The 18,734-nt window shown below is 41.2% G+C and carries 22 protein-coding genes; 9 read left to right on the top strand and 13 right to left on the bottom strand.

Translation table 11 applies throughout. From position 1 onward, the window contains the following. Window positions 1-160 precede the first annotated feature (160 nt). Window positions 161-1,375, bottom strand: a complete 1,215-nt coding sequence (locus NYE63_RS26260) for an NAD(P)/FAD-dependent oxidoreductase (protein WP_342603368.1) — start codon at window positions 1,373-1,375, stop codon at window positions 161-163. 472 nt (window positions 1,376-1,847) lie between these two features. Here NYE63_RS26260 and NYE63_RS26265 point away from each other — a divergent pair, with 472 nt between their 5' ends. Both NYE63_RS26265 and NYE63_RS26270 read left to right on the top strand, forming a co-directional pair. Further along, window positions 1,848-2,840, top strand: coding sequence for an NAD(P)/FAD-dependent oxidoreductase (locus NYE63_RS26265; RefSeq protein ID WP_342603369.1), 993 nt, complete (start codon window positions 1,848-1,850; stop codon window positions 2,838-2,840). Between the two features lie 153 nt (window positions 2,841-2,993). Further along, window positions 2,994-3,635 carry an SDR family oxidoreductase gene (locus tag NYE63_RS26270; protein ID WP_342603370.1) on the top strand — a complete coding sequence of 214 codons (642 nt, stop codon included), beginning with the start codon at window positions 2,994-2,996 and terminating at the stop codon, window positions 3,633-3,635. Between the two features lie 69 nt (window positions 3,636-3,704). Here the strand turns inward: NYE63_RS26270 and NYE63_RS26275 are convergent, their stop codons facing one another. Beyond that, on the bottom strand, window positions 3,705-4,067 hold the full coding sequence (locus tag NYE63_RS26275; protein WP_342603371.1) for an iron-sulfur cluster assembly accessory protein: 363 nt from the start codon (window positions 4,065-4,067) through the stop codon (window positions 3,705-3,707). 336 nt (window positions 4,068-4,403) lie between these two features. After that, window positions 4,404-4,640, bottom strand: coding sequence for a YuzB family protein (locus NYE63_RS26280; protein WP_063234046.1), 237 nt, complete (start codon window positions 4,638-4,640; stop codon window positions 4,404-4,406). Between the two features lie 289 nt (window positions 4,641-4,929). On the opposite strand from NYE63_RS26280, the gene NYE63_RS26285 reads away from it, so the two are divergent. Then, window positions 4,930-5,997: an NAD(P)/FAD-dependent oxidoreductase gene (locus tag NYE63_RS26285; RefSeq protein WP_342603372.1), complete on the top strand. Its 1,068-nt coding sequence runs from the start codon at window positions 4,930-4,932 to the stop codon at window positions 5,995-5,997. Between the two features lie 95 nt (window positions 5,998-6,092). On the opposite strand, the gene NYE63_RS26290 is transcribed toward NYE63_RS26285, so the two are convergent. Beyond that, on the bottom strand, window positions 6,093-6,422 hold the full coding sequence (locus tag NYE63_RS26290; protein WP_342603373.1) for a YuzD family protein: 330 nt from the start codon (window positions 6,420-6,422) through the stop codon (window positions 6,093-6,095). A 146-nt stretch (window positions 6,423-6,568) separates the two neighbouring features. Between NYE63_RS26290 and NYE63_RS26295 the strand changes: the two genes are divergently transcribed. Then, window positions 6,569-6,805 carry a NifU family protein gene (locus tag NYE63_RS26295; RefSeq protein WP_034310199.1) on the top strand — a complete coding sequence of 79 codons (237 nt, stop codon included), beginning with the start codon at window positions 6,569-6,571 and terminating at the stop codon, window positions 6,803-6,805. A 196-nt stretch (window positions 6,806-7,001) separates the two neighbouring features. Here the strand turns inward: NYE63_RS26295 and thrB are convergent, their stop codons facing one another. From thrB to yutH, 5 genes are all read right to left on the bottom strand, one after another. Continuing rightward, window positions 7,002-7,946, bottom strand: a complete 945-nt coding sequence (thrB, locus tag NYE63_RS26300; RefSeq protein WP_342603374.1) for a homoserine kinase — start codon at window positions 7,944-7,946, stop codon at window positions 7,002-7,004. Continuing rightward, window positions 7,943-9,004: a threonine synthase gene (gene thrC, locus NYE63_RS26305; protein ID WP_063234042.1), complete on the bottom strand. Its 1,062-nt coding sequence runs from the start codon at window positions 9,002-9,004 to the stop codon at window positions 7,943-7,945. Before thrC ends, thrB begins: the two co-directional genes overlap by 4 nt. Beyond that, window positions 9,001-10,299 (bottom strand): homoserine dehydrogenase, encoded by a 1,299-nt coding sequence (locus NYE63_RS26310; protein WP_342603375.1) that lies wholly within the window; start codon window positions 10,297-10,299, stop codon window positions 9,001-9,003. Before NYE63_RS26310 ends, thrC begins: the two co-directional genes overlap by 4 nt. Window positions 10,300-10,490: 191 nt before the next feature. Beyond that, on the bottom strand, window positions 10,491-11,405 hold the full coding sequence (locus tag NYE63_RS26315) for a L,D-transpeptidase family protein (RefSeq protein WP_342603376.1): 915 nt from the start codon (window positions 11,403-11,405) through the stop codon (window positions 10,491-10,493). Window positions 11,406-11,510: 105 nt separating this feature from the next. Then, window positions 11,511-12,512: a spore coat putative kinase YutH gene (gene yutH, locus NYE63_RS26320; protein WP_342603377.1), complete on the bottom strand. Its 1,002-nt coding sequence runs from the start codon at window positions 12,510-12,512 to the stop codon at window positions 11,511-11,513. Between the two features lie 205 nt (window positions 12,513-12,717). On the opposite strand from yutH, the gene NYE63_RS26325 reads away from it, so the two are divergent. Then, window positions 12,718-13,215, top strand: coding sequence for a phosphatidylglycerophosphatase A (locus NYE63_RS26325; RefSeq protein WP_063234039.1), 498 nt, complete (start codon window positions 12,718-12,720; stop codon window positions 13,213-13,215). Between the two features lie 60 nt (window positions 13,216-13,275). Here NYE63_RS26325 and NYE63_RS26330 read toward each other — a convergent pair whose 3' ends face one another. Together NYE63_RS26330 and NYE63_RS26335 are read right to left on the bottom strand one after the other, a co-directional pair. Next, window positions 13,276-14,043, bottom strand: coding sequence for a TIGR01457 family HAD-type hydrolase (locus NYE63_RS26330; RefSeq protein WP_342603378.1), 768 nt, complete (start codon window positions 14,041-14,043; stop codon window positions 13,276-13,278). Window positions 14,044-14,066: 23 nt separating this feature from the next. Next, on the bottom strand, window positions 14,067-14,645 hold the full coding sequence (locus tag NYE63_RS26335) for a DUF86 domain-containing protein (RefSeq protein ID WP_342603379.1): 579 nt from the start codon (window positions 14,643-14,645) through the stop codon (window positions 14,067-14,069). Window positions 14,646-14,882: 237 nt separating this feature from the next. On the opposite strand from NYE63_RS26335, the gene NYE63_RS26340 reads away from it, so the two are divergent. After that, window positions 14,883-15,149 (top strand): DUF3055 domain-containing protein, encoded by a 267-nt coding sequence (locus NYE63_RS26340; protein ID WP_342603380.1) that lies wholly within the window; start codon window positions 14,883-14,885, stop codon window positions 15,147-15,149. A 67-nt stretch (window positions 15,150-15,216) separates the two neighbouring features. Continuing rightward, entirely contained in the window at window positions 15,217-15,507 is a 291-nt protein-coding gene (locus NYE63_RS26345) for a cytosolic protein (RefSeq protein ID WP_342603381.1), read from the top strand. 27 nt (window positions 15,508-15,534) lie between these two features. On the opposite strand, the gene NYE63_RS26350 is transcribed toward NYE63_RS26345, so the two are convergent. Continuing rightward, window positions 15,535-15,810 carry a YutD family protein gene (locus NYE63_RS26350; RefSeq protein ID WP_034310177.1) on the bottom strand — a complete coding sequence of 92 codons (276 nt, stop codon included), beginning with the start codon at window positions 15,808-15,810 and terminating at the stop codon, window positions 15,535-15,537. 113 nt (window positions 15,811-15,923) lie between these two features. Between NYE63_RS26350 and NYE63_RS26355 the strand changes: the two genes are divergently transcribed. Next, window positions 15,924-16,586: a YhcN/YlaJ family sporulation lipoprotein gene (locus NYE63_RS26355; protein WP_251426562.1), complete on the top strand. Its 663-nt coding sequence runs from the start codon at window positions 15,924-15,926 to the stop codon at window positions 16,584-16,586. 39 nt (window positions 16,587-16,625) lie between these two features. Here the strand turns inward: NYE63_RS26355 and lipA are convergent, their stop codons facing one another. Beyond that, on the bottom strand, window positions 16,626-17,540 hold the full coding sequence (gene lipA / locus NYE63_RS26360) for a lipoyl synthase (RefSeq protein ID WP_342603382.1): 915 nt from the start codon (window positions 17,538-17,540) through the stop codon (window positions 16,626-16,628). A 248-nt stretch (window positions 17,541-17,788) separates the two neighbouring features. On the opposite strand from lipA, the gene NYE63_RS26365 reads away from it, so the two are divergent. Continuing rightward, window positions 17,789-18,718 (top strand): M23 family metallopeptidase, encoded by a 930-nt coding sequence (locus tag NYE63_RS26365; RefSeq protein ID WP_342605875.1) that lies wholly within the window; start codon window positions 17,789-17,791, stop codon window positions 18,716-18,718. The last annotated feature ends 16 nt before the right edge of the window (window positions 18,719-18,734 follow it).

Consider the following 18,734-nt stretch of genomic DNA (forward strand, 5'->3'; position numbering starts at 1 on the left):
TGCCAAAGATAACTTTCTTGATTAAGCTCGTCCTCCCCATTATATTCCACATAAGAAAAGTGCATACTCCTATATGACACAATCATTGATGGATGAGATGCCCATGAAAAAGCCATTCAGGGACAATCCCCAAATGGCCATTATTGATCTATCGAAAAAATTAAAGGACGTTGAATTTACCTTTTTTAGCAACCAGGGAAGCTCCGCCAATCATTAACAATGCTCTGTTATCAACCATTTTCTTCATGAATGATGCAGTCTTACCTGTAACTTTCTTGCCGAATACAACTCCAATCGCGTTATCTTCACCAAGTGAACATACCGTTCCTTTGTTTTCGAAAGTGAACGTTTCAAGGTCGCTTTCGTTACGAACCAATTTAGTCAGGTTCTTCGCAATGACCTCTCCTTGCTGCATCGCGATTTGTGCAGTAGGTGGATATGGACGATTAATTTCCTCGTTGATGATCAAAGCGCAATCCCCTACGATGAAAATATCGTCATGACCCGGTGCCCGCATGTCTAGGTTCACTTTTATACGTCCGCGCATAGCTTCAAAACCGGAAGCCTCTATCACGGAGTTACCACGTACGCCAGCTGCCCATACAACAGTGCCCGCTTTGATTTCTTCCACTTCATCTTCGCCTTTTGCCACGATGATGCCTTCAGGAGTCGCCCCCTTGATCGGTGTACCGATTTTGAATTCCACACCTTTTTTCTCAAGGTAAGATACTGCATAATCCACCAATTCCGGATCGAAGCCAGGGAGGACGGCTGGTGCTGCCTCCACACAGTACATACGAACCTTTTGGAAATCGATGTCGTATTCTTTACAAAGTTCAGGGACACGGTTAGCCAATTCGCCAAGGAATTCGATACCCGTAAATCCTGCTCCTCCAACAACGATCGTCAAGCGGTCTTCATTCTTCTCGACCTCAGTACTGTACGTAGCGAATTGCAATTGGATATGGTCACGGATTTTACGCGCAGTGTTCACGTTAGAGATAGAGAAAGCATATTCTTTCAGCCCTTGGATTCCGAATGTTTCCGATTCAGGTCCAAGTCCAATCACTAAGAAATCATAAGAAATTTCGCCGTTTTCAAGGATGACTTTTTTGTTCTCTGTTTTCACTTCCAAAACAGAATCCTGGATGAACTTAACTTTGCTGTTAATGACACTTTTGATTGGATAGCGCACACGATCATGATGAAGCGTTCCAGCGGATGCTTCATGCAGCCATGTTGTTTCATAGTGGTAATCATTTTTGTTAACTAATACGATTTCTGCTTCATTTTGACCTAATGCCTTCTGTAAGCGAGTAACAGTCATCAATCCACCATAACCTGCTCCTAAAACAACGATTGTTGGCTTTTTCAAAAGTATTCGTCCACCTTTACGATATTTTCTTGTGATGCTTTCCATAACTAAAATATATTGTCTATCTTATTAATTTCCATTATAAAAAGCACTCTTATACATTTGTGACGTTTTTCACGTAACACTTCGTAATTGTCATATAAAATTCATAAAAATTTTACCAAATGATGTCTAAGTAAATATTAGTCTTTTTCCATACCTTTTTCAAGTAACAAACCGAACTTTTTCGGGTTAAAACAAAGCCGAAATACGTTACTTTTCACCCAGTTCCAAACCATATTTATACGATATGCTTAACATTGGTAAAGAGTAATTTTACCCAATTATGAAAGAGGATAAAGAACATTCATCATGGCACTGCCTATATATAATCAAAACTTTCACACTTTTCTAACTTTCTCCGTTTTTTAAAAGACCATCTATGTTAAAATAAGAGAATAAATTTCAGCAAACCTATATCGGAGGGATAACGTTGGAAGTTAATGAAAAAGTTTATGATATTACCATCATTGGCGGAGGCCCAGTTGGATTATTCACTGCATTTTATGGGGGAATGAGACAGGCATCCGTAAAAATCATCGAGAGCCTACCACAATTAGGCGGACAATTGTCGGCCCTTTATCCTGAGAAATACATCTATGATATCGCTGGTTTCCCCAAAGTGCGCGCTCAGGAGCTAGTGAATAATTTGAAAGAACAAATGGCAAAGTTCGAACAGGATGTTGTCCTTGAGCAAGCCGTTCAAGAAGTGGAAAAGCAAGCCGATGGAGTTTTCAAGTTAACGACTGATAAAGAAATTCATTACTCCAAAACGATTATCATCACAGCTGGAAATGGGGCTTTCCAACCCCGCCGCATCGAAATTGAAGATGCAAAAAAATATGAAAGCAGCAACCTTCACTATTTCATCGACGACCTCAATCATTTTGCCGGCAAAAAAGTGGTGGTCTTCGGAGGTGGGGATTCAGCAGTGGACTGGGCCCTAATGCTGGAGCCGATCGCCGAGAAAGTGAGCATCATTCATAGAAGAGATAAATTCCGTGCCCACGAACATAGTGTAGAAACGCTTAAAAATTCAAAAGTTGAAATAAAGACTCCTTACATACCTTCAGAGTTGATTGGTACAGACGGACGGATCCATACAATTGTCATCAAGGATACAAATGGTGAAGATACAGAGACGATGGAGGTAGATGCAGTCATCGTCAATTACGGCTTCGTTTCTTCTCTTGGTCCCATTAAGGAATGGGGACTTGATATCCAGAAGAACAGTATTTTGGTGAATTCCAGAATGGAAACGAATATCCCAGGAATTTATGCAGCAGGTGATATTGCAACATATGATGGCAAAGTAAAATTAATTGCAAGTGGTTTTGGTGAGGCACCCACTGCCGTTAATCACGCCAAGCAATATATTGACCCAAAAGCAAAAGTTCAGCCGATGCACAGTTCTTCCATGTTTTGAAATCACGCAAAAACCCGGCTTTCATAGCCGGGTTTTTTGTTGTCCCCAATTCCCTGTTGTGGATAACTTTTTTTCATGAGTTATCCACAGTGCTTACCCCTGTCATTCTAAGGGTAAAGAGTAGGACAAGCCATGAAAGGGGAATGCACCTATATGAATATTTTAATTGCAGGAGCCAATGGAACGACTGGAAGGCAGATCATTGGGGAATTATCAAAAAATCCGCAAATGAATGTATACGGAATGATCAGAAAAGAAGAACAGGCTCAAACGATAAAAGAACTCGGCGGGCATCCAATCCTTTCAGATTTAGAGGGAAATGTGGATAAAGCAGTGGATAACATGGAAGCTATCATTTTTGCCGCCGGATCTGGACCAAAAACAGGGCCGGATAAAACGACAGCTGTGGATAAGAATGGAGCCATTAGGCTGATTGATGCCGCCAAGAAGAAGGGAATCGAACGTTTTGTCATGTTAAGCTCTGTCGGTACTGACAATCCGGAACAAGCCCAAGAGGGAATGCGCCATTATCTCGAAGCAAAGCATGATGCCGATGAACATTTAAAAGCAAGCGGGCTGACATACACGATTGTCCGGCCGGTTGCTTTAACAAATGAACAAGGCATCGGAAAAATCTTTGCGGATGAGAAAGTGGATCATATTAACAAGTCCATTCCAAGAGCAGATGTCGCCGCCGTTATTGCCCGATCAGTCACAGAGGATATAACATTCAATAAAACATTCGAGATTTTCAGCGGCACCCTCCCAATCAAGGAGGCCCTAAACAATATTTAAGGCAGCACATAATCATGAAAAAGGGGAGCACTTGTTAAAGTGCCCCCATTTCTAAAGTATTAGAGTTTCTTAGCAGTTCTCCGGTGTACCGGCGTTTTTTGCCGTTTTGAAGGAAGACCCGCAACCGCATGAAGCGATGGCATTTGGGTTTTCGATCGTAAAGCCTCCACCCATCATCGTTTGTTTATAATCAATTACCGTTCCATTCAATATATCTGCATCCTCGCTATCAACAAGGATCTTAATTTCAAACTGTTCCAGCTGGCTATCTTTTTCTCCGGGCTCTTGTTCAAAGCCCATTCCGTAGGATAATCCACTGCAGCCTCCGCCTTTAACGGCCACTCTTAAAAAGGAACCCTCTTCACCATTTTGTTTCATCATTTCTTTTATCTGAAAAGCGGCAGCTTCCGTTATTTGAACAACTTCACTCACAATAAATCCCTCCCTCTTCTGATATGTGAGATAGAACTATTTCTCTTTATAGTATATACCAAAGAAAATCCCGCGCTCAATTTTTCAGCTTGAAAAAATTCATATTCCCGTACTTATTTTACCAACAAAAATTAGTTTATAAGAGATATATGTATAACGAACTAATCCATTGGACTTAATCCTGAATTACAATAAGGGGGTAATCTCCATCGAAGGTATACATCCTCTATATGACAAAAGCATGGAATGCCTTTTAATGAAACATCCCACCCATTGCTGCACTGATAAAAAAAGGGCTGTTCCTTTCAGGAACAGCTTTTTATTCGCCGTTGATGATTAAAACATTTCAAATTCATCAATGTACTTATATATTTTATCTACCAATTCATCCGTAGTGTCACCGAAAACCACTTCACCGTTTACAAGCGCATATAAGTTACTGGAGCATCTACCGCAATATCCCAGACAACCATATTCTATAATATCTAAATTCGGATCCCGCTCCAATCTTTCCAGAGCCTCCTGAGCGCCGCTGGCCAGATTGCTTACACAAAATTCAATAATCGGGTACATCGTTTCACCTCACAGTTACTAACAAACCATCTTATTACTTTTCCCATTTGCAGTCAATATTTACGCATAAAAAATCAACCGATTTCAAGATATCGGTTGTGATTTCCTTTTATATTCGTTATACTTTTGTCGGGGTACGTAAAAGAAAGAAACTGATCTAATTTTTTATTCTTACTACTAATTGGGGTATATATATTTAATTAAACTTTAAAGGGGACCATTTGGGGGAATCCTATAGTTAAATGCTAGTCAAATTATTTCAAGAGATCAAATAAAGGGGAAAAATCATATGAAGAATCTAGTCATACTTGGTGGCGGGTATGGTGGTATGCGCATGTTGCAAAGATTGCTGCCTAATCAGCTTCCTGAAAATGTGAGCATCACGCTTATCGACCGTAATCCTTATCACTGCTTAAAAACGGAATATTATGCTTTAGCAGCTGGTACCATTCCAGATCAGCACATCCGTGTTGCATTTCCTGAACACCCTCGCTTGAAGAACGTATACGGAGAAGTACTTTCCATCGATATGGAAAATAAACAAGTCATTATAGAAAATCAAGATCCCGTCGTTTATGATGATTTAGTCATTGGCCTTGGCTGCGAAGATAAATACCACGAAATCCCTGGTGCAGACACACACACTTACAGTATCCAAACTATCGATAAATCACGCCGCACATATTCAGCTTTGAATAATTTAGGTGCCGGTGCAACCGTTTCTATCGTTGGCGGCGGACTAAGTGGGGTTGAGCTTGCAAGTGAATTGATTGAAAGCCGCTCAGATTTAAACGTTAAGCTATTCGACCGTGGACCGCATATTCTATCTGCTTTCCCAGAAAGATTAAGTACCTTTGTTGAATCATGGTTCGATAAACATACAATCGAAATCGTCCATCATTCAAATATAACGAAAGTTGAACCAAACCTTCTTTATAATGGCGACGAAGCCGTTCAAAGCGACGTCATCGTTTGGACAGCTGGGATTCAGCCAAGTAAGATCATCCGCGATATGGATATTGAAAAAGACCGTCAAGGAAGAGCTGTTCTGACTCCTCAGCATTTCCTTCCTAATGATGACAGCATCTTTGTGGTCGGCGACTGTGCGAGCCTGCCTCATGCACCTAGTGCTCAATTAGCGGAGTCCCAAGCTGAACAAATCGTCCAAGTTCTTGTGAAGAAATGGGCAAATGAACCACTTCCGGAAAGCTTCCCTACAATGAAATTAAAAGGAACATTAGGTTCCCTTGGGAAGAAACAAGGTTTTGGTCTTGTTGCAAATCGCCCAATCACCGGTAGAGTGGCACGCTTGATGAAATCAGGCATTCTCTGGATGTATAAATACCATAACGGTTGATTCCAACCCATCCATGGTACATTTTCATAAACTGGCCCAATGAGCTGCATGCAGCTCATTCATGGGTCAGTTTTTCTTATTTCTTCCATTATATATCACGATTGCATCGTATATCCGTATTTTTCCATCGTTTCCACCACTTTTTTGAGACGCACATTTCCTTCTGCAATGATTTCACCTTCGATGAGGACCAGTGGATAAAATAAATCTTCTTCGATCATCTTCGCGGCAAAGTTCTTTTGCTTCAGCGTTTCTGGGGGATTATACATATCTATGTACAATATTTTGAATTTCTGCTCAGGAAACTTTCTCATTAAAGCGGCTTCAAGCCACTCACAGGTATCTTTCGAAGAAGGGAGATTCACACAACTCGCGCAAATTTGCTCCGCTCCATACACTTCTATCTCAATTTCTTTCATTACCATACTCTTCCTCCTTCATTTTGAATAATATTTAAAAACTTCACCTGTTTCCATCATACCAGAATAATATAGATTATATTTCCGCAAGTTACAGTTGGATTTTTTACTACCTTCGCTTTATAATATGATTAGGAAAGGAGTCGATTGCAATGTCTGAACAAACAATGGAAGTTCAAGTTCAAGAAGTCCTAGATAAACTTCGTCCGTTTCTTCTTCGTGATGGCGGTGACTGTGAACTAGTTGACGTAGAAGATGGAATTGTAAAATTACGATTACTAGGAGCCTGCGGAAGCTGTCCTAGTTCGACCATTACGCTAAAAGCTGGGATTGAGCGTGCCCTTCTTGAAGAAGTTCCTGGTGTAGTGGAAGTTGAACAAGTTTTCTAATAGCCCTTTAAATAACATGCAGCGTATGGATGAAGGATCACACTTCATCTATACACGTTCAACCTTTTTCATGCAGTCCGGAACTTTTCCTGGACTGTAATAAAAATAAAGCTGACTCGGCTTTTGCCCTATCAAATGAATTGATACGGCTTGACGCGAGTCAGCTTTTTTATATAAACAGTAAATGAAGCACGGCTCACGATTTCAAAAATTTCAATTCCTTTTTTTCCTGTTCTGAAAGGATTGCCGTATAACTGCCATCATTATCAATTTCCAATTCTTTCACAAGATATTCCGGAAATTTTCCCTTCAATCCAGTGAGCAAACTTTCGCTTTCTTCTGCGGATGCCAAGCATAAAACAGTTGGACCTGCTCCGCTTAGAGCTGCACCAAATCCGCCTTCATTGAGGACAACTTCTTCAATAAGCGCTAAATGAGGGACCAACTCCGCTCTATATGGTTGATGGAAACGATCACTTTGCATCATTTCACCAACAAGCTTCCAATCTTTAGATAGAACTCCTGCCAGCAAAACATTTGCGGCTGCACTTCCGCTTATAGCATCTTTATAGGAAAGCGAATTCGGAAGGACATTTCTTGAATCCTCCGTAAGCAATTCAAAATCGGGAATGACAGCAATCACCTTAACTCCCTCGATCGGAAACGACACGACATCCGTTCTTTCCTCCGTATGAAGGCCCACAACCAATCCGCCATACACAGATGCCCCCGCATTATCCGGATGCCCTTCAAAGAGGGAAGCATGCCTATTCTTTTCCTCATCGGATAAATGAAGTTCACCAACGATGTTCGCCAATTCAATCCCCGCCACAATGGCCGAGGCACTGCTTCCAAGACCCCGCGCCAGTGGAATTTCGCTAGAGACGAAAAGCCGGCATGGGGAAAGTTCCTTTCCATAGGATGCCGCCGTTTCCTTGGCAATTTGGACGATATAATTTTGATCATCCCTTGGAAATACAGACATTTCCTCTGAAAGTGGAACGACTTCCCAATGATCTGATGAAGATCCGTGTATTTCCAAGTAAAGTCCTAGTGCCAAGCCGATGGAATCGAATCCTGGTCCTAAGTTGGCCGTACTTGCTGGTACACGGATCAAGAACATCTCTGATTCCGCACTCATGCCTGTTTCACACCCTGCAGATGTTCTAAAATGACCTCTTCATCCATTGGCAGCAATGTCGGTTGAATCGTGCTTGTATCGACTGCCACATTCGGATCTTTCAATCCATTTCCAGTCAATACAGCAACAATCTTACTTCCTTTTTTGATTTCACCGCTTTTTAATTGTTTATAGATGCCTGCAATGGAAGCACATGATGCCGGCTCTGCAAATACACCTTCTTTTTTAGCTAGGAAATGATAAGCTTCCAGAATTTCTTCGTCTGTCACCTCATCAATTTTGCCTTTGGATTCATTTGCTGCTTCCACAGCAAAGTTCCAACTTGCAGGGTTTCCAATCCGGATGGCTGTTGCAATCGTTTCTGGATTTTCAATAATGCTGTCCCGGACAATTGCAGCCGCACCTTCAGCTTCAAACCCTCTCATTTCAGGAAGGCCCGTTTGTTTCGATTCGTTATATTCTTTAAACCCTTTCCAGTAAGCAGTTATGTTACCAGCATTCCCGACTGGAAGCGCCAAAATATCCGGTGCGGAGCCGAGGGCATCACAAATTTCGAAAGCCGCTGTCTTCTGCCCTTCAATCCGGTATGGGTTGACCGAATTCACAAGGGTTATCGGTGAGCTCTCACTAAGTGAACGGACGATTGTTAAAGCCTGGTCGAAGTTTCCTTCGATCGAGATGATTTCCGCTCCATACATAACAGCTTGGGCAAGCTTGCCCATGGCTATTTTACCTTCCGGGATGACAACGATACAGCGCAGGTTGGCACGGGCCGCATAAGCGGCTGCAGCTGCTGATGTATTTCCGGTGGAAGCACAGATGATCGTGTCGCTGCCCTCTTCTATCGCTTTGGCGACGGCCATGACCATTCCGCGGTCTTTAAACGACCCAGTCGGATTTGCGCCTTCATATTTTACATGTAAGTCGATTCCCCACTCTTCAGATAATCGATTCAGTCTGATTAAAGGTGTATTACCCTCCAAAAGGGTTAGTGCAGGTGTGTTTTCATTAACGGGTAAAAAATCTTTATACGTGCTTATAAGTCCTTGCCAGCTCATTTGATGTCCTCTCCTTCAACTCTGTATGTGCTTTTCACTTCTCTTACCATATTGTAATCATGTAATTTCTGTATTATTTGCTCAAATGCAGCCTTTGTGGCAGTATGCGTAACTAATACGATTTCGGAAGATTCCTTTTCATCAAGAGGTAATTGAAGGATTTTATCGAATCCTACCCCATGCTCGGCAAATAAATTCGTGATTTTGGCTAAAACGCCAACTTCATCTTGAACATGTAATCGAATGAAGAACTTAGCGAAAATCTCAGTGCCATCTTTTAATTGTTTCGGGTACTGAGGTGAAACGGCACTGCGGCCATTTACGCCCAGCCTCATATTTTTGATGACCGTCACCATATCCGAAACGACTGCAGTCGCAGTAGGAAGACTGCCAGCCCCCGGTCCGTAAAACATCGTTTCCCCTACAGCTTCCCCATAAACGTATACAGCATTATACTCATTATTTACCGATGCTAACGGATGTGCTTCCGGAAGAAGTGCAGGCTGGACACTTACTTCGACCCTATCCCCTGCCCTGGATGCGACGCCTATCAATTTCATTGTATAACCAAGCTTCTTACTATATTTCAAATCCTCTTCGGATATCTCGGTAATGCCCTGTACCTCAACATCATTCAAGCCAATGTTCATTGAGAACCCGAGTGTTGATAGGATCGCCATTTTACGGGCCGCATCCAATCCGCCTACATCGGCTGTCGGATCGGCTTCAGCAAATCCCAGCTCCTGGGCTTCCTTCAATACGTCATCATAGGCTCTGCCTTCTTTGCTCATTTTCGTTAAAATGAAGTTTGTCGTTCCATTGACGATTCCCATCATTTTCGTGATCCGGTCAGAGGATAATCCATCGACAAGACCGCGTAAAATCGGAATTCCCCCTGCAACACTTGCTTCATAGAACAGATCACATTGATTCTCGGTGGCCAATTCCAGCAGTTCCGGTCCATATAAAGCCATTAGGTCTTTATTGGCCGTAACGATATGCTTTTTATTTTTTATCGCTTCTATCAGATAACCGCGTGTTTCTTCGATTCCACCCATCACTTCTATTACAACATCAATCTCGGGATTCGAAAGGATATCCTCAGGATTGTCAGTTAACATTCCTTTATCGATCTCGACAAGCCGCTCCTTCGTCGTGTCTTTGACTAGTATCTTCTTAATGGATATGGAACAGCCCACTTGATGCATGAGCTTGTCCTGATGACTTTCAATGATTTGTACGACTCCTGATCCGACTGTACCTAACCCCAATAAACCGATCGAGATGGCTTTCATATTTTGGTTCCCCCTTAAAAACTGTTTGTCTGAAGAAAACATTTGTATTTGTATAGTAGACATTATAAGTTTAATTCATATAATTATCAATAGTTAGAAAAGATGGATGCACGAACTTTTTTCGTCCATCCCTTGAACGAGTAAGAACGGGTAAAGCTAATTTTTTTTATGGGAAACCATTTTGATGATCATTAATTAACGCTCTTCAATGAATCATTTGTACCCATTACAATATGTGGCTTTTGCACGGGATCCATCCATTTCAGTAAACTGAGGACATTCTTTTCGGCTGTGGCTGTACATCCCGCCGTCGGCTTTGTAGCCCCTCTCCATATATGAAGAAAGATTGCACTGCCTTTTCCTTTTATGATGGGATTCGTATTATAATTGATGACCGCGCCATACCTATAGAGTTCATGATTCATCCTTTCAAAAGACTTCCATTTAACTGCAGGATTTCCTTTATAGGTTTTCCACTTGTTATAATCCTTGGATGTCTGATCATCAATCCAGTAGTCATATTTGGTCGTTTTCTTATAACTCATTTTCAGTCCGGCCGGCTTCGTTTCGCTTCCAAAGGCCGTACCAAATGAATAAATTCCAACCGGTGATTTCCCATCACCCTCTTTTTTGCTCTTCGTGAAACCGTTCTTTCCAATGACACCCTCCATCTTCTTCAATGCCCGGCGCCATTCCCCTTGTTTCTTCTCAAAAGTTTGGATCGTTACCTTCGTATCACTCATCGATTTACCTGTCACCGATACAACTTGATTAACGCCTTTTCTCCTATCGAATTTCTTCAGAATAGCTTTTTCATCAGTACTGAAAACCTCTTTTACATCTGCCATATTGATATATGCGGTCTTTTTTGAGTGACAGACTTTATACCAGTTTCCAGTTCTCTCGCTTGCCGATAATTCTTTATTTTTCTTATAAGTTTTTAATGTTTTGCTTGCAGCCGACGCCTTTTCTTTCACATCCGCAGCAGACTTCATGACAATCTTGAATTGAGTTGCTTCGCAACTTGTTTTCGTTTCAGCTTTCGCAAGATTCGTCGTTTGGATGATTAAAAGGGCTAAAAGGGCGGCCATCATCAATCTTTTCATGATCCCATCCTTCCGTAGTGATTAAATATCTAATTATTCTAAAAAATCTTGTTATCATCATAACATAGTAAGTAAGGATGAATCATATTTCTTTCCCGTTTTTATCTAAATCCAGTCAATTTTGGGCAAATCATATTGTTTGGCCGGGACCTCTGCCAATTCGTAAAAATGTTTGAGGAAGGACTCATATTGTGGGGAGGATTTCGTGATCGAAGATATCTTATCCTCCAATTCATTCGACCTTGATTCCGTTGTTTTTGAAAAATACTCTTCCACAGTTTCAAAATAATGAATGGGAAACAGCATCCTCGAATATAACAACCGCGCTGAAAAACTGGAGAGTGGTTCTATGGATTGATATTCGTGAAAGAAATGGCCAATGCCCCGTTGATGGGTATGCACATTTTGAAAATAGTGTTCCCTCACCCATTCCGCAACATCCCTGGTTCCATGGTCGAATACCCAATCGAACGGATTTTTGATCCACTTATTACTTTTCCAGGTATCATGTAAAAAACGTTCATAACATACTGTTCCACTATCGACAATTTGCGGGGTATCATCAATTTCCGTGTCGACTAAATATTGAATCGCATTTTCACCTAGGACCATATAATAGGGAAAGGTTTCTATAAATAATTTTTCAAACTGGTTATCAGGATGGGAGTTGAGCTTATCCCGCCAAATCTTTTCTAACTGATCGATCCTTTGTTCCCAGAGTTCTTTCCATTTACCGATCCTTGAACATGTTCGAATCGTTTCATTAATATTTCTCCCACGCTGATGAAATCTTGCCAAACGTCTTCCTGGGTTGAAGTTTTTCGGACCTTCCAATGCCTGATTGGCAAGAAGGATGAATAATTGTTCATCCGCTTCCGAAACATAACTTCCATGATTGGCAAGGACAAAGGCGGATACGTGACGATCCCCTTGTGAAATCAGATGTTGAGACATTATATGCCGTTCAACTAATTCTTCCTGCTCCATATTTTCAATGGGAACGATGCTGTAAATCATATTCCCTGAACGGAAGCTTGGAAACCTGCTATTGGCCTCTTCAAGCTCCACCTGTATGCCATAATTATTAAAAATGATTTCTTCTATCATGGAATGGCCCCCTTCATCAAATGGATATAATAGAAATATGGACATCATATACTTATATATATGTGGAATAACCCGTTTTCTGAATGATTATCGAAACCTTATTAGAAATTCGAATCAAAACATCCTTCATGGGTTTTCATTTTAATCAAATCAAACAACCTGCATTAGAACTATCACTTTAAAATATAGAGAAATGGGTGATGACATGGCTAATATTGAACAATCAATGTCTGAAAAAACGGCTCGAAGATGGCTAATTGAACGAGGAGTGAAATTGGAGGATATAGCTGAGCTTGTTATGTATCTACAATCTGGATACCATGAAAATCTCCAAATGTCCGATTGCCTTCACAATGTCGAACGAGTCCTTTCAAAACGCGAGGTCCAAAATGCCATCCTTACCGGCATTCAGTTGGATATTCTAGCTGAGAAAAAGCTGCTCGAGGAGCCTCTTCTGAGCATCATTGAAATAGATGAAGGCCTATATGGGGTCGATGAAATATTGGCTTTTTCAATTGTGAATGTTTATGGATCCATCGGTTTTACCAATTATGGTTTCATCGATAAACAAAAGCCGGGTATCTTAAAATATTTAAACGATAAAAGCACAGGTAAGGTGAACACCTTTTTAGATGATATCGTTGGGGCAATTGCAGCTGCCGCTTCAAGCCGGCTTGCCCATAGAACCGAAAATGCGGAATAGTAAACTTATGATATTCATGACATAAAAAAACCAGGGCTGCATTCGCAGGCCTGGTTTTTTTCATTCGAAGCGCCATCTGTCGAGGGTGTCCACCACATACGTCGGCTGCTCCTTATATTGCTTTAAGCGTTCTTTTGTCGTTACGCCAGTATGTACAAGCAGTGTATCGATCCCTGCATTAATGCCGGCAAGGATATCCGTATCATAGTTATCGCCAACCATGATCGTCTCTTCTTTAGGTACCCCTAATACTCTTAGTGCTTGCTCCACTATTACAGATTCAGGTTTTCCAATGAAAATCGGCTGTACCTGCGTCGAAACGGAAACAACGGAGGTCAAGGCACCATTCCCAGGCAAAAGGCCTTGCTCAGTAGGAATGGCAATATCACCATTGGTCGAAATGAAAACAGCGCCATTTCTTACAGCAAGACAGGCTTTTGACAACTTTTCATAATTGACACCGCGGTCGATGCCCATTACCAGAAAGTCTGGATGCTCTTCCACAAGCTTCATTCCTTTTTCCTTTAGAGCCTCGATGATGCCTTCCTCACCCACGACATAGACCGATGCATCTTTCTTTTGTTCTGCTATGTAATTGGCAGTGGCCATGCTTGTCGTGAAAACCTGGTCATCTTCCGTCGATATGCCGATGCTTCTCAATTTATCCGCTACCTGTGCCGGAGTCCGGGATGAATTATTGGTGACGAATAAATAAGGGATATCCCTTTTCCTTAGGTCATTAATAAACCCTGCCGCTTCCGCAATTTGTTCAGTTCCGCGATACATGGTGCCATCCAAGTCAATTAAATATCCTTTATACGACTTCATTTGAATTCACCTTCCTAACGCTGCTAGTTTTTAAAAGCTGATACAGGTCCCAATTCATTTGTTAAATAGTTCCTTACCAAATCAGGGAATTGCTTGAATGCCTCGATATTTTCCGAAAATACAGCATGCAGTTCTTTGTGATTCACTTCAATGAAGTCTTGTACCAGCATTTTCCTTAATGGCAAAACCTTTTTGAATTGTATCGCTTTTGCCTCTGAAATCACTTTTTCATCTTGAAGGATATCGATAATATCTTCATAACTTCCTGGATCACGCATAATAAAACCATCAATTACCGCATTTCCTACATCCAACACGGAATCGATGGAAGTTTGTATAAGCCTTTCAGCGATAAGTTCCGAAAGGTCTCCATCCCAATTATCATGCCCTTCGAAAAGTCCAAGCTGCTTTTCAAGAAAACCTATTATTTGTTCAATCTTTTGGCGGTCTACAAAGTACATTTTTTTCCAGATCCTTTCTGATCTAAGATGATATAGGGAATCATTGGTTGAATGAGCGGCATAATTAAAACCCTGTGCCGAACCAACCTTATTCCTTGATAATACCATAGCTTCTCCCTTACTCTCAATTCCTTCAACCACAACCTTTATACCATCCAATTACTAACAGGACCAGAATCACTCCAACAAAACTAATTCACGTTCCCGTTTATATTCTTAACCATTTTCACTTAAACGATGAACACCATGGTTGCTGGCGGTTCCTTTAAGGAGGGACAAGGTTCTCCAGCCGTAAGCCCTGAAAAATGTCTGTTCCCCTATTGAAGTCACTTTGTTATGATGGAACTACAAATGTGAAGATAAGAAGGGAATGATTCTATGGAAGATCGTTTTTATTTATACAATGACGTCGTCGATTCAAAAACCCGGTTCATAAGTTTCATGGGAGAGGAATCAAGATTCGATTTAGCCATTACGACAACCGATCGTTTTTATGGGAAGAAGCTTGTATTAAATATGCAGAGTAACCGTTTCGCGATTATTGGACCTGATGATTTAGAAGAAGAAGGCTATCTTGAACATGCCTTTCAGTTGTCAGAAGCGGAAGCCAAAGAACTAAGTCATTTTTTAATGGAAATCGTCTGAAAGCTGAAGTTTTTTTTTCTTAAAAGGGGAACCTACTGAATGTACGATTACATGAGGGGGGATTACCTTGGGCAAAGAAGAAGAATACCACGATTTTTCCAATGTAGAAAAACAGAGGGATTATTTAATTCCTGAAGAATTTCCCGAAGGACCTTTTGGATCATCCATAGCAAAAGATGCACCAGTTCAAAATAAAAGCACCCCATGGCAGGAAGGGCAACGATATCAAAGTGCCTTTAATTATGAAAATAAATCGTTACATGAAGGTATACCTCGAAATTATCCTGGTGCTCATCCGACACATGATGATTCAGAAAAAGATGAACAGCCTCCATATGAAGGATATGGAAACTCTTAACATGGAAGGCCAGAGTGAATTCTGGCCTTATTTCTTTATTTTCTTCACGACGAAATATGGACAGCCAAAATTGCAGTATTCATATAAATATTCACTAAGCGTACTTATTTTCGTATCGAAGGTCGCTTTCTGATTAGAATCATCAAAAAATCCACGCAGCCTCAATTGCCCGTAACCCCAATCCCCTACTATATAATCATATTTCGTCAAAATCTCACTGTATCTGGCTTTAAAAGCTTCTTCGTTATAGCCTTCCCTTTCATCCTCGATTATTTCATAGGTCATGTTATTGATGTTAATCATTGTTTTCACCTCTCATATATACATTCCTTCTTTAAATTATAACTGATTCCCCATCAATTACTAAGCGAAAAATAGAGAAATATGTTCATCCTAAAGTTACGGGGGTGTTATTGATGAAAAAAACGATAATAACGATAGGTTTAAGCTCGATTATTGCACTAACCGGATGTGCTGACAAAGAAAAAGATCAGGGGCTCGGTGCAAAAAACAATGCCGGTAACCCAACAAACGTAAATAATCCAACTCAATATTATGACGAGGATTATCGTAATAATGACAATAAAAGTGATGATTTCGGTTTTACCCGCACCAATAGTGCAACCATTGACGGCCGTAACATTTCCAATAAAGCTGCTTCCATTGACCGTGAACAACTTTCTGATGTCATTTCTAAACTGAGTGTTCAGATTCCAAATGTCAATGATGCAGCTACCCTCGTTACTGATGAGGAAGTGCTTGTCGTATATGATACCAATACCAAAGATCGGACGGAAACCGCAGACCAAGTTAAACGTACTGCCATGTCCATCGTACCTCGCTACTATCATGTCTACGTCAGTGATGATTATCAAGCCCTTGCCCAAGATGTCGAGAATTTCTCTACATTGAAATCCGGCAGCAAAGGGATCGACTATACGATCGAACAAACCATCAAAAGAATGCTGAAATCGCCTCAAGGATACAAAATGAGTGACGAAGAAAATGAAAACGGAGAAATGGTTAACGATAAGAGAGATCATCACGATAACATCCATCAAAAAATGGATAACCGCTGAATAAAAAAGGACCGAATTTTTTCGGTCCTTTATTTCACTCTATTTCAATAATTCTTCACCTTTGTTTTGCTTATGTTTTGCGGCAGAATTAACCTGTTCGTCCGCATGGTAGGAAGAACGGACAAGCGGACCGGATTCACAATGGCTGAAACCTTTTTCCAATGCACGCTCTTTCAGTTCAGCAAATTCCTCAGGCGTGTAGTATTTCAGCACCTTTAAATGCTTTTTAGTCGGCTGCAAATACTGGCCGATCGTCATGATATCCACATTATTAGCCCGTAGGTCATCCATCGTCTCGAGGATTTCCTCACGCGTTTCACCCAGACCTACCATTAAACTGGACTTTGTCGGGATTTCCGGATACAGTTCCTTGGCTCTTCTTAATAGCTCCAATGAACGCTCGTACTTGGCCTGAGCCCGTACACGGTCGGATAAACTTCTGACAGTCTCTATATTATGGTTCAGGATATCTGGTTTAGCATCCATCAAAGTCTTGATATTTTCAAACACCCCGCCCATATCAGACGGTAATACTTCAATTGATGTAAATGGATTTTTGCGTCGGATGGCACGGACCGTTTCAGCGAAAACTTCAGCGCCTCCATCCTTTAAATCATCACGGGCAACAGCTGTAATGACGACATGCTTTAAATTCATCAAAACAACGGAATCGGCAACACGCTCCGGTTCAGCCCAGTCCAATTCGTTCGGACGTCCGGTTGTAACAGCACAAAAACGGCAAGCCCTTGTACAGATTTCACCTAAGATCATGAAAGTAGCCGTTCTTCTCACTGCCCAGCATTCGTGAATATTCGGACATTTTGCCTCTTCACAGACAGTATGAAGATTTTTCTCGCGCATCATATTTTTTAAACCGAGGTAATTTTCGTTAGTATTAAGCTTTATTTTCAACCAATCTGGTTTACGAAGAATTTCTTTATTTGTAGAAGACATGAAAATGCCACTCCATTCTATAGAAATTAACACACCCTACTTTAACAATAAAAAAGCATTTATACAAGTTATAGTTGGTTTCCCATTATTTATTTTTCATGTTTATAGCTAAATCAGCAAAACTATAAAAGATGGATGGACTGATGTCTTTTAATTATGGAAAATGTCATGAAAGGAGCCTGCCCCCGTTGAAAAAATTATTCCTTCTTACCATAACTTGTTTGTTTTTTTTGAATGCACCAGGCCAAGTGGCCAATGCTGCCGATACCCCAGATGCTTATGCCGGGAGAATGGCGCTATATAAAAATATGGAGGCTACCCTCCAAATCCCGTGGTATTATCTTGCTGGAGCTGATCAATATGAGCACAGCCTCAGGGCTGCACGAAGGGATTTAGAGCCGACAAAGGGTTTAATAGGCATCCACATCGAGCCTTCAAAGTGGAGCGGGGCTCTCAATCCTGACTTAAACGACGTGAACCCGCTCACGATCACCTTTTTTGATGGATTGGGCCAGGATGGCAATGGTGATGGAAAAGCTGATATCACTAATGATACCGATCGATTGTATGCTTTTTCGAAGCATCTCCAATCTTATGGTGCAGATGAAGATAATATCCGGATCGGCTTGTGGGATTATTATAAACGAGATAAAGCCGTCAGCATCATTATCGGCAATGCCGAGATTTATAAGAAATATGGCCGGCTGGATTTACAGGAAAAGGCCTTCCCGGTTCCAGTACGGACCCACTATACGTATTTAAATACATGGGGAAGCGCTCGTGGATGGGGCGGAAGGAGAATCCATGAGGGCACTGATATTTTTGCGGATTATAGCCTTCCCGTTCGTTCCACGAGCTATGGAATCATTGAAATGAAAGGCTGGAATAAATTTGGCGGTTGGCGGATTGGAATACGGGATTTAAATAATACCTATCATTACTTTGCCCATTTAAGCGGCTTTGCCAAAGGGTTGAAAGTCGGACAAATTGTCGAGCCCGGACAAGTCATCGGAGGTGTTGGCAGTACAGGTTACGGTCCTCCAGGAACTTCCGGAAAATTCCCTCCGCATCTTCATTACGGAATGTACAAAGACAACGGAATCACAGAATGGAGCTTTGACCCTTACCCCTATTTAAGATTATGGGAAAGGAAAGACCTGGCTAAAAGGCAAAAGTGAGCGGCGTGAATTTTAC

It is taken from the genome of Peribacillus sp. FSL E2-0159 (assembly GCF_038643155.1).
Taxonomy (GTDB): Bacteria; Bacillota; Bacilli; order Bacillales; family DSM-1321; genus Peribacillus; species Peribacillus simplex.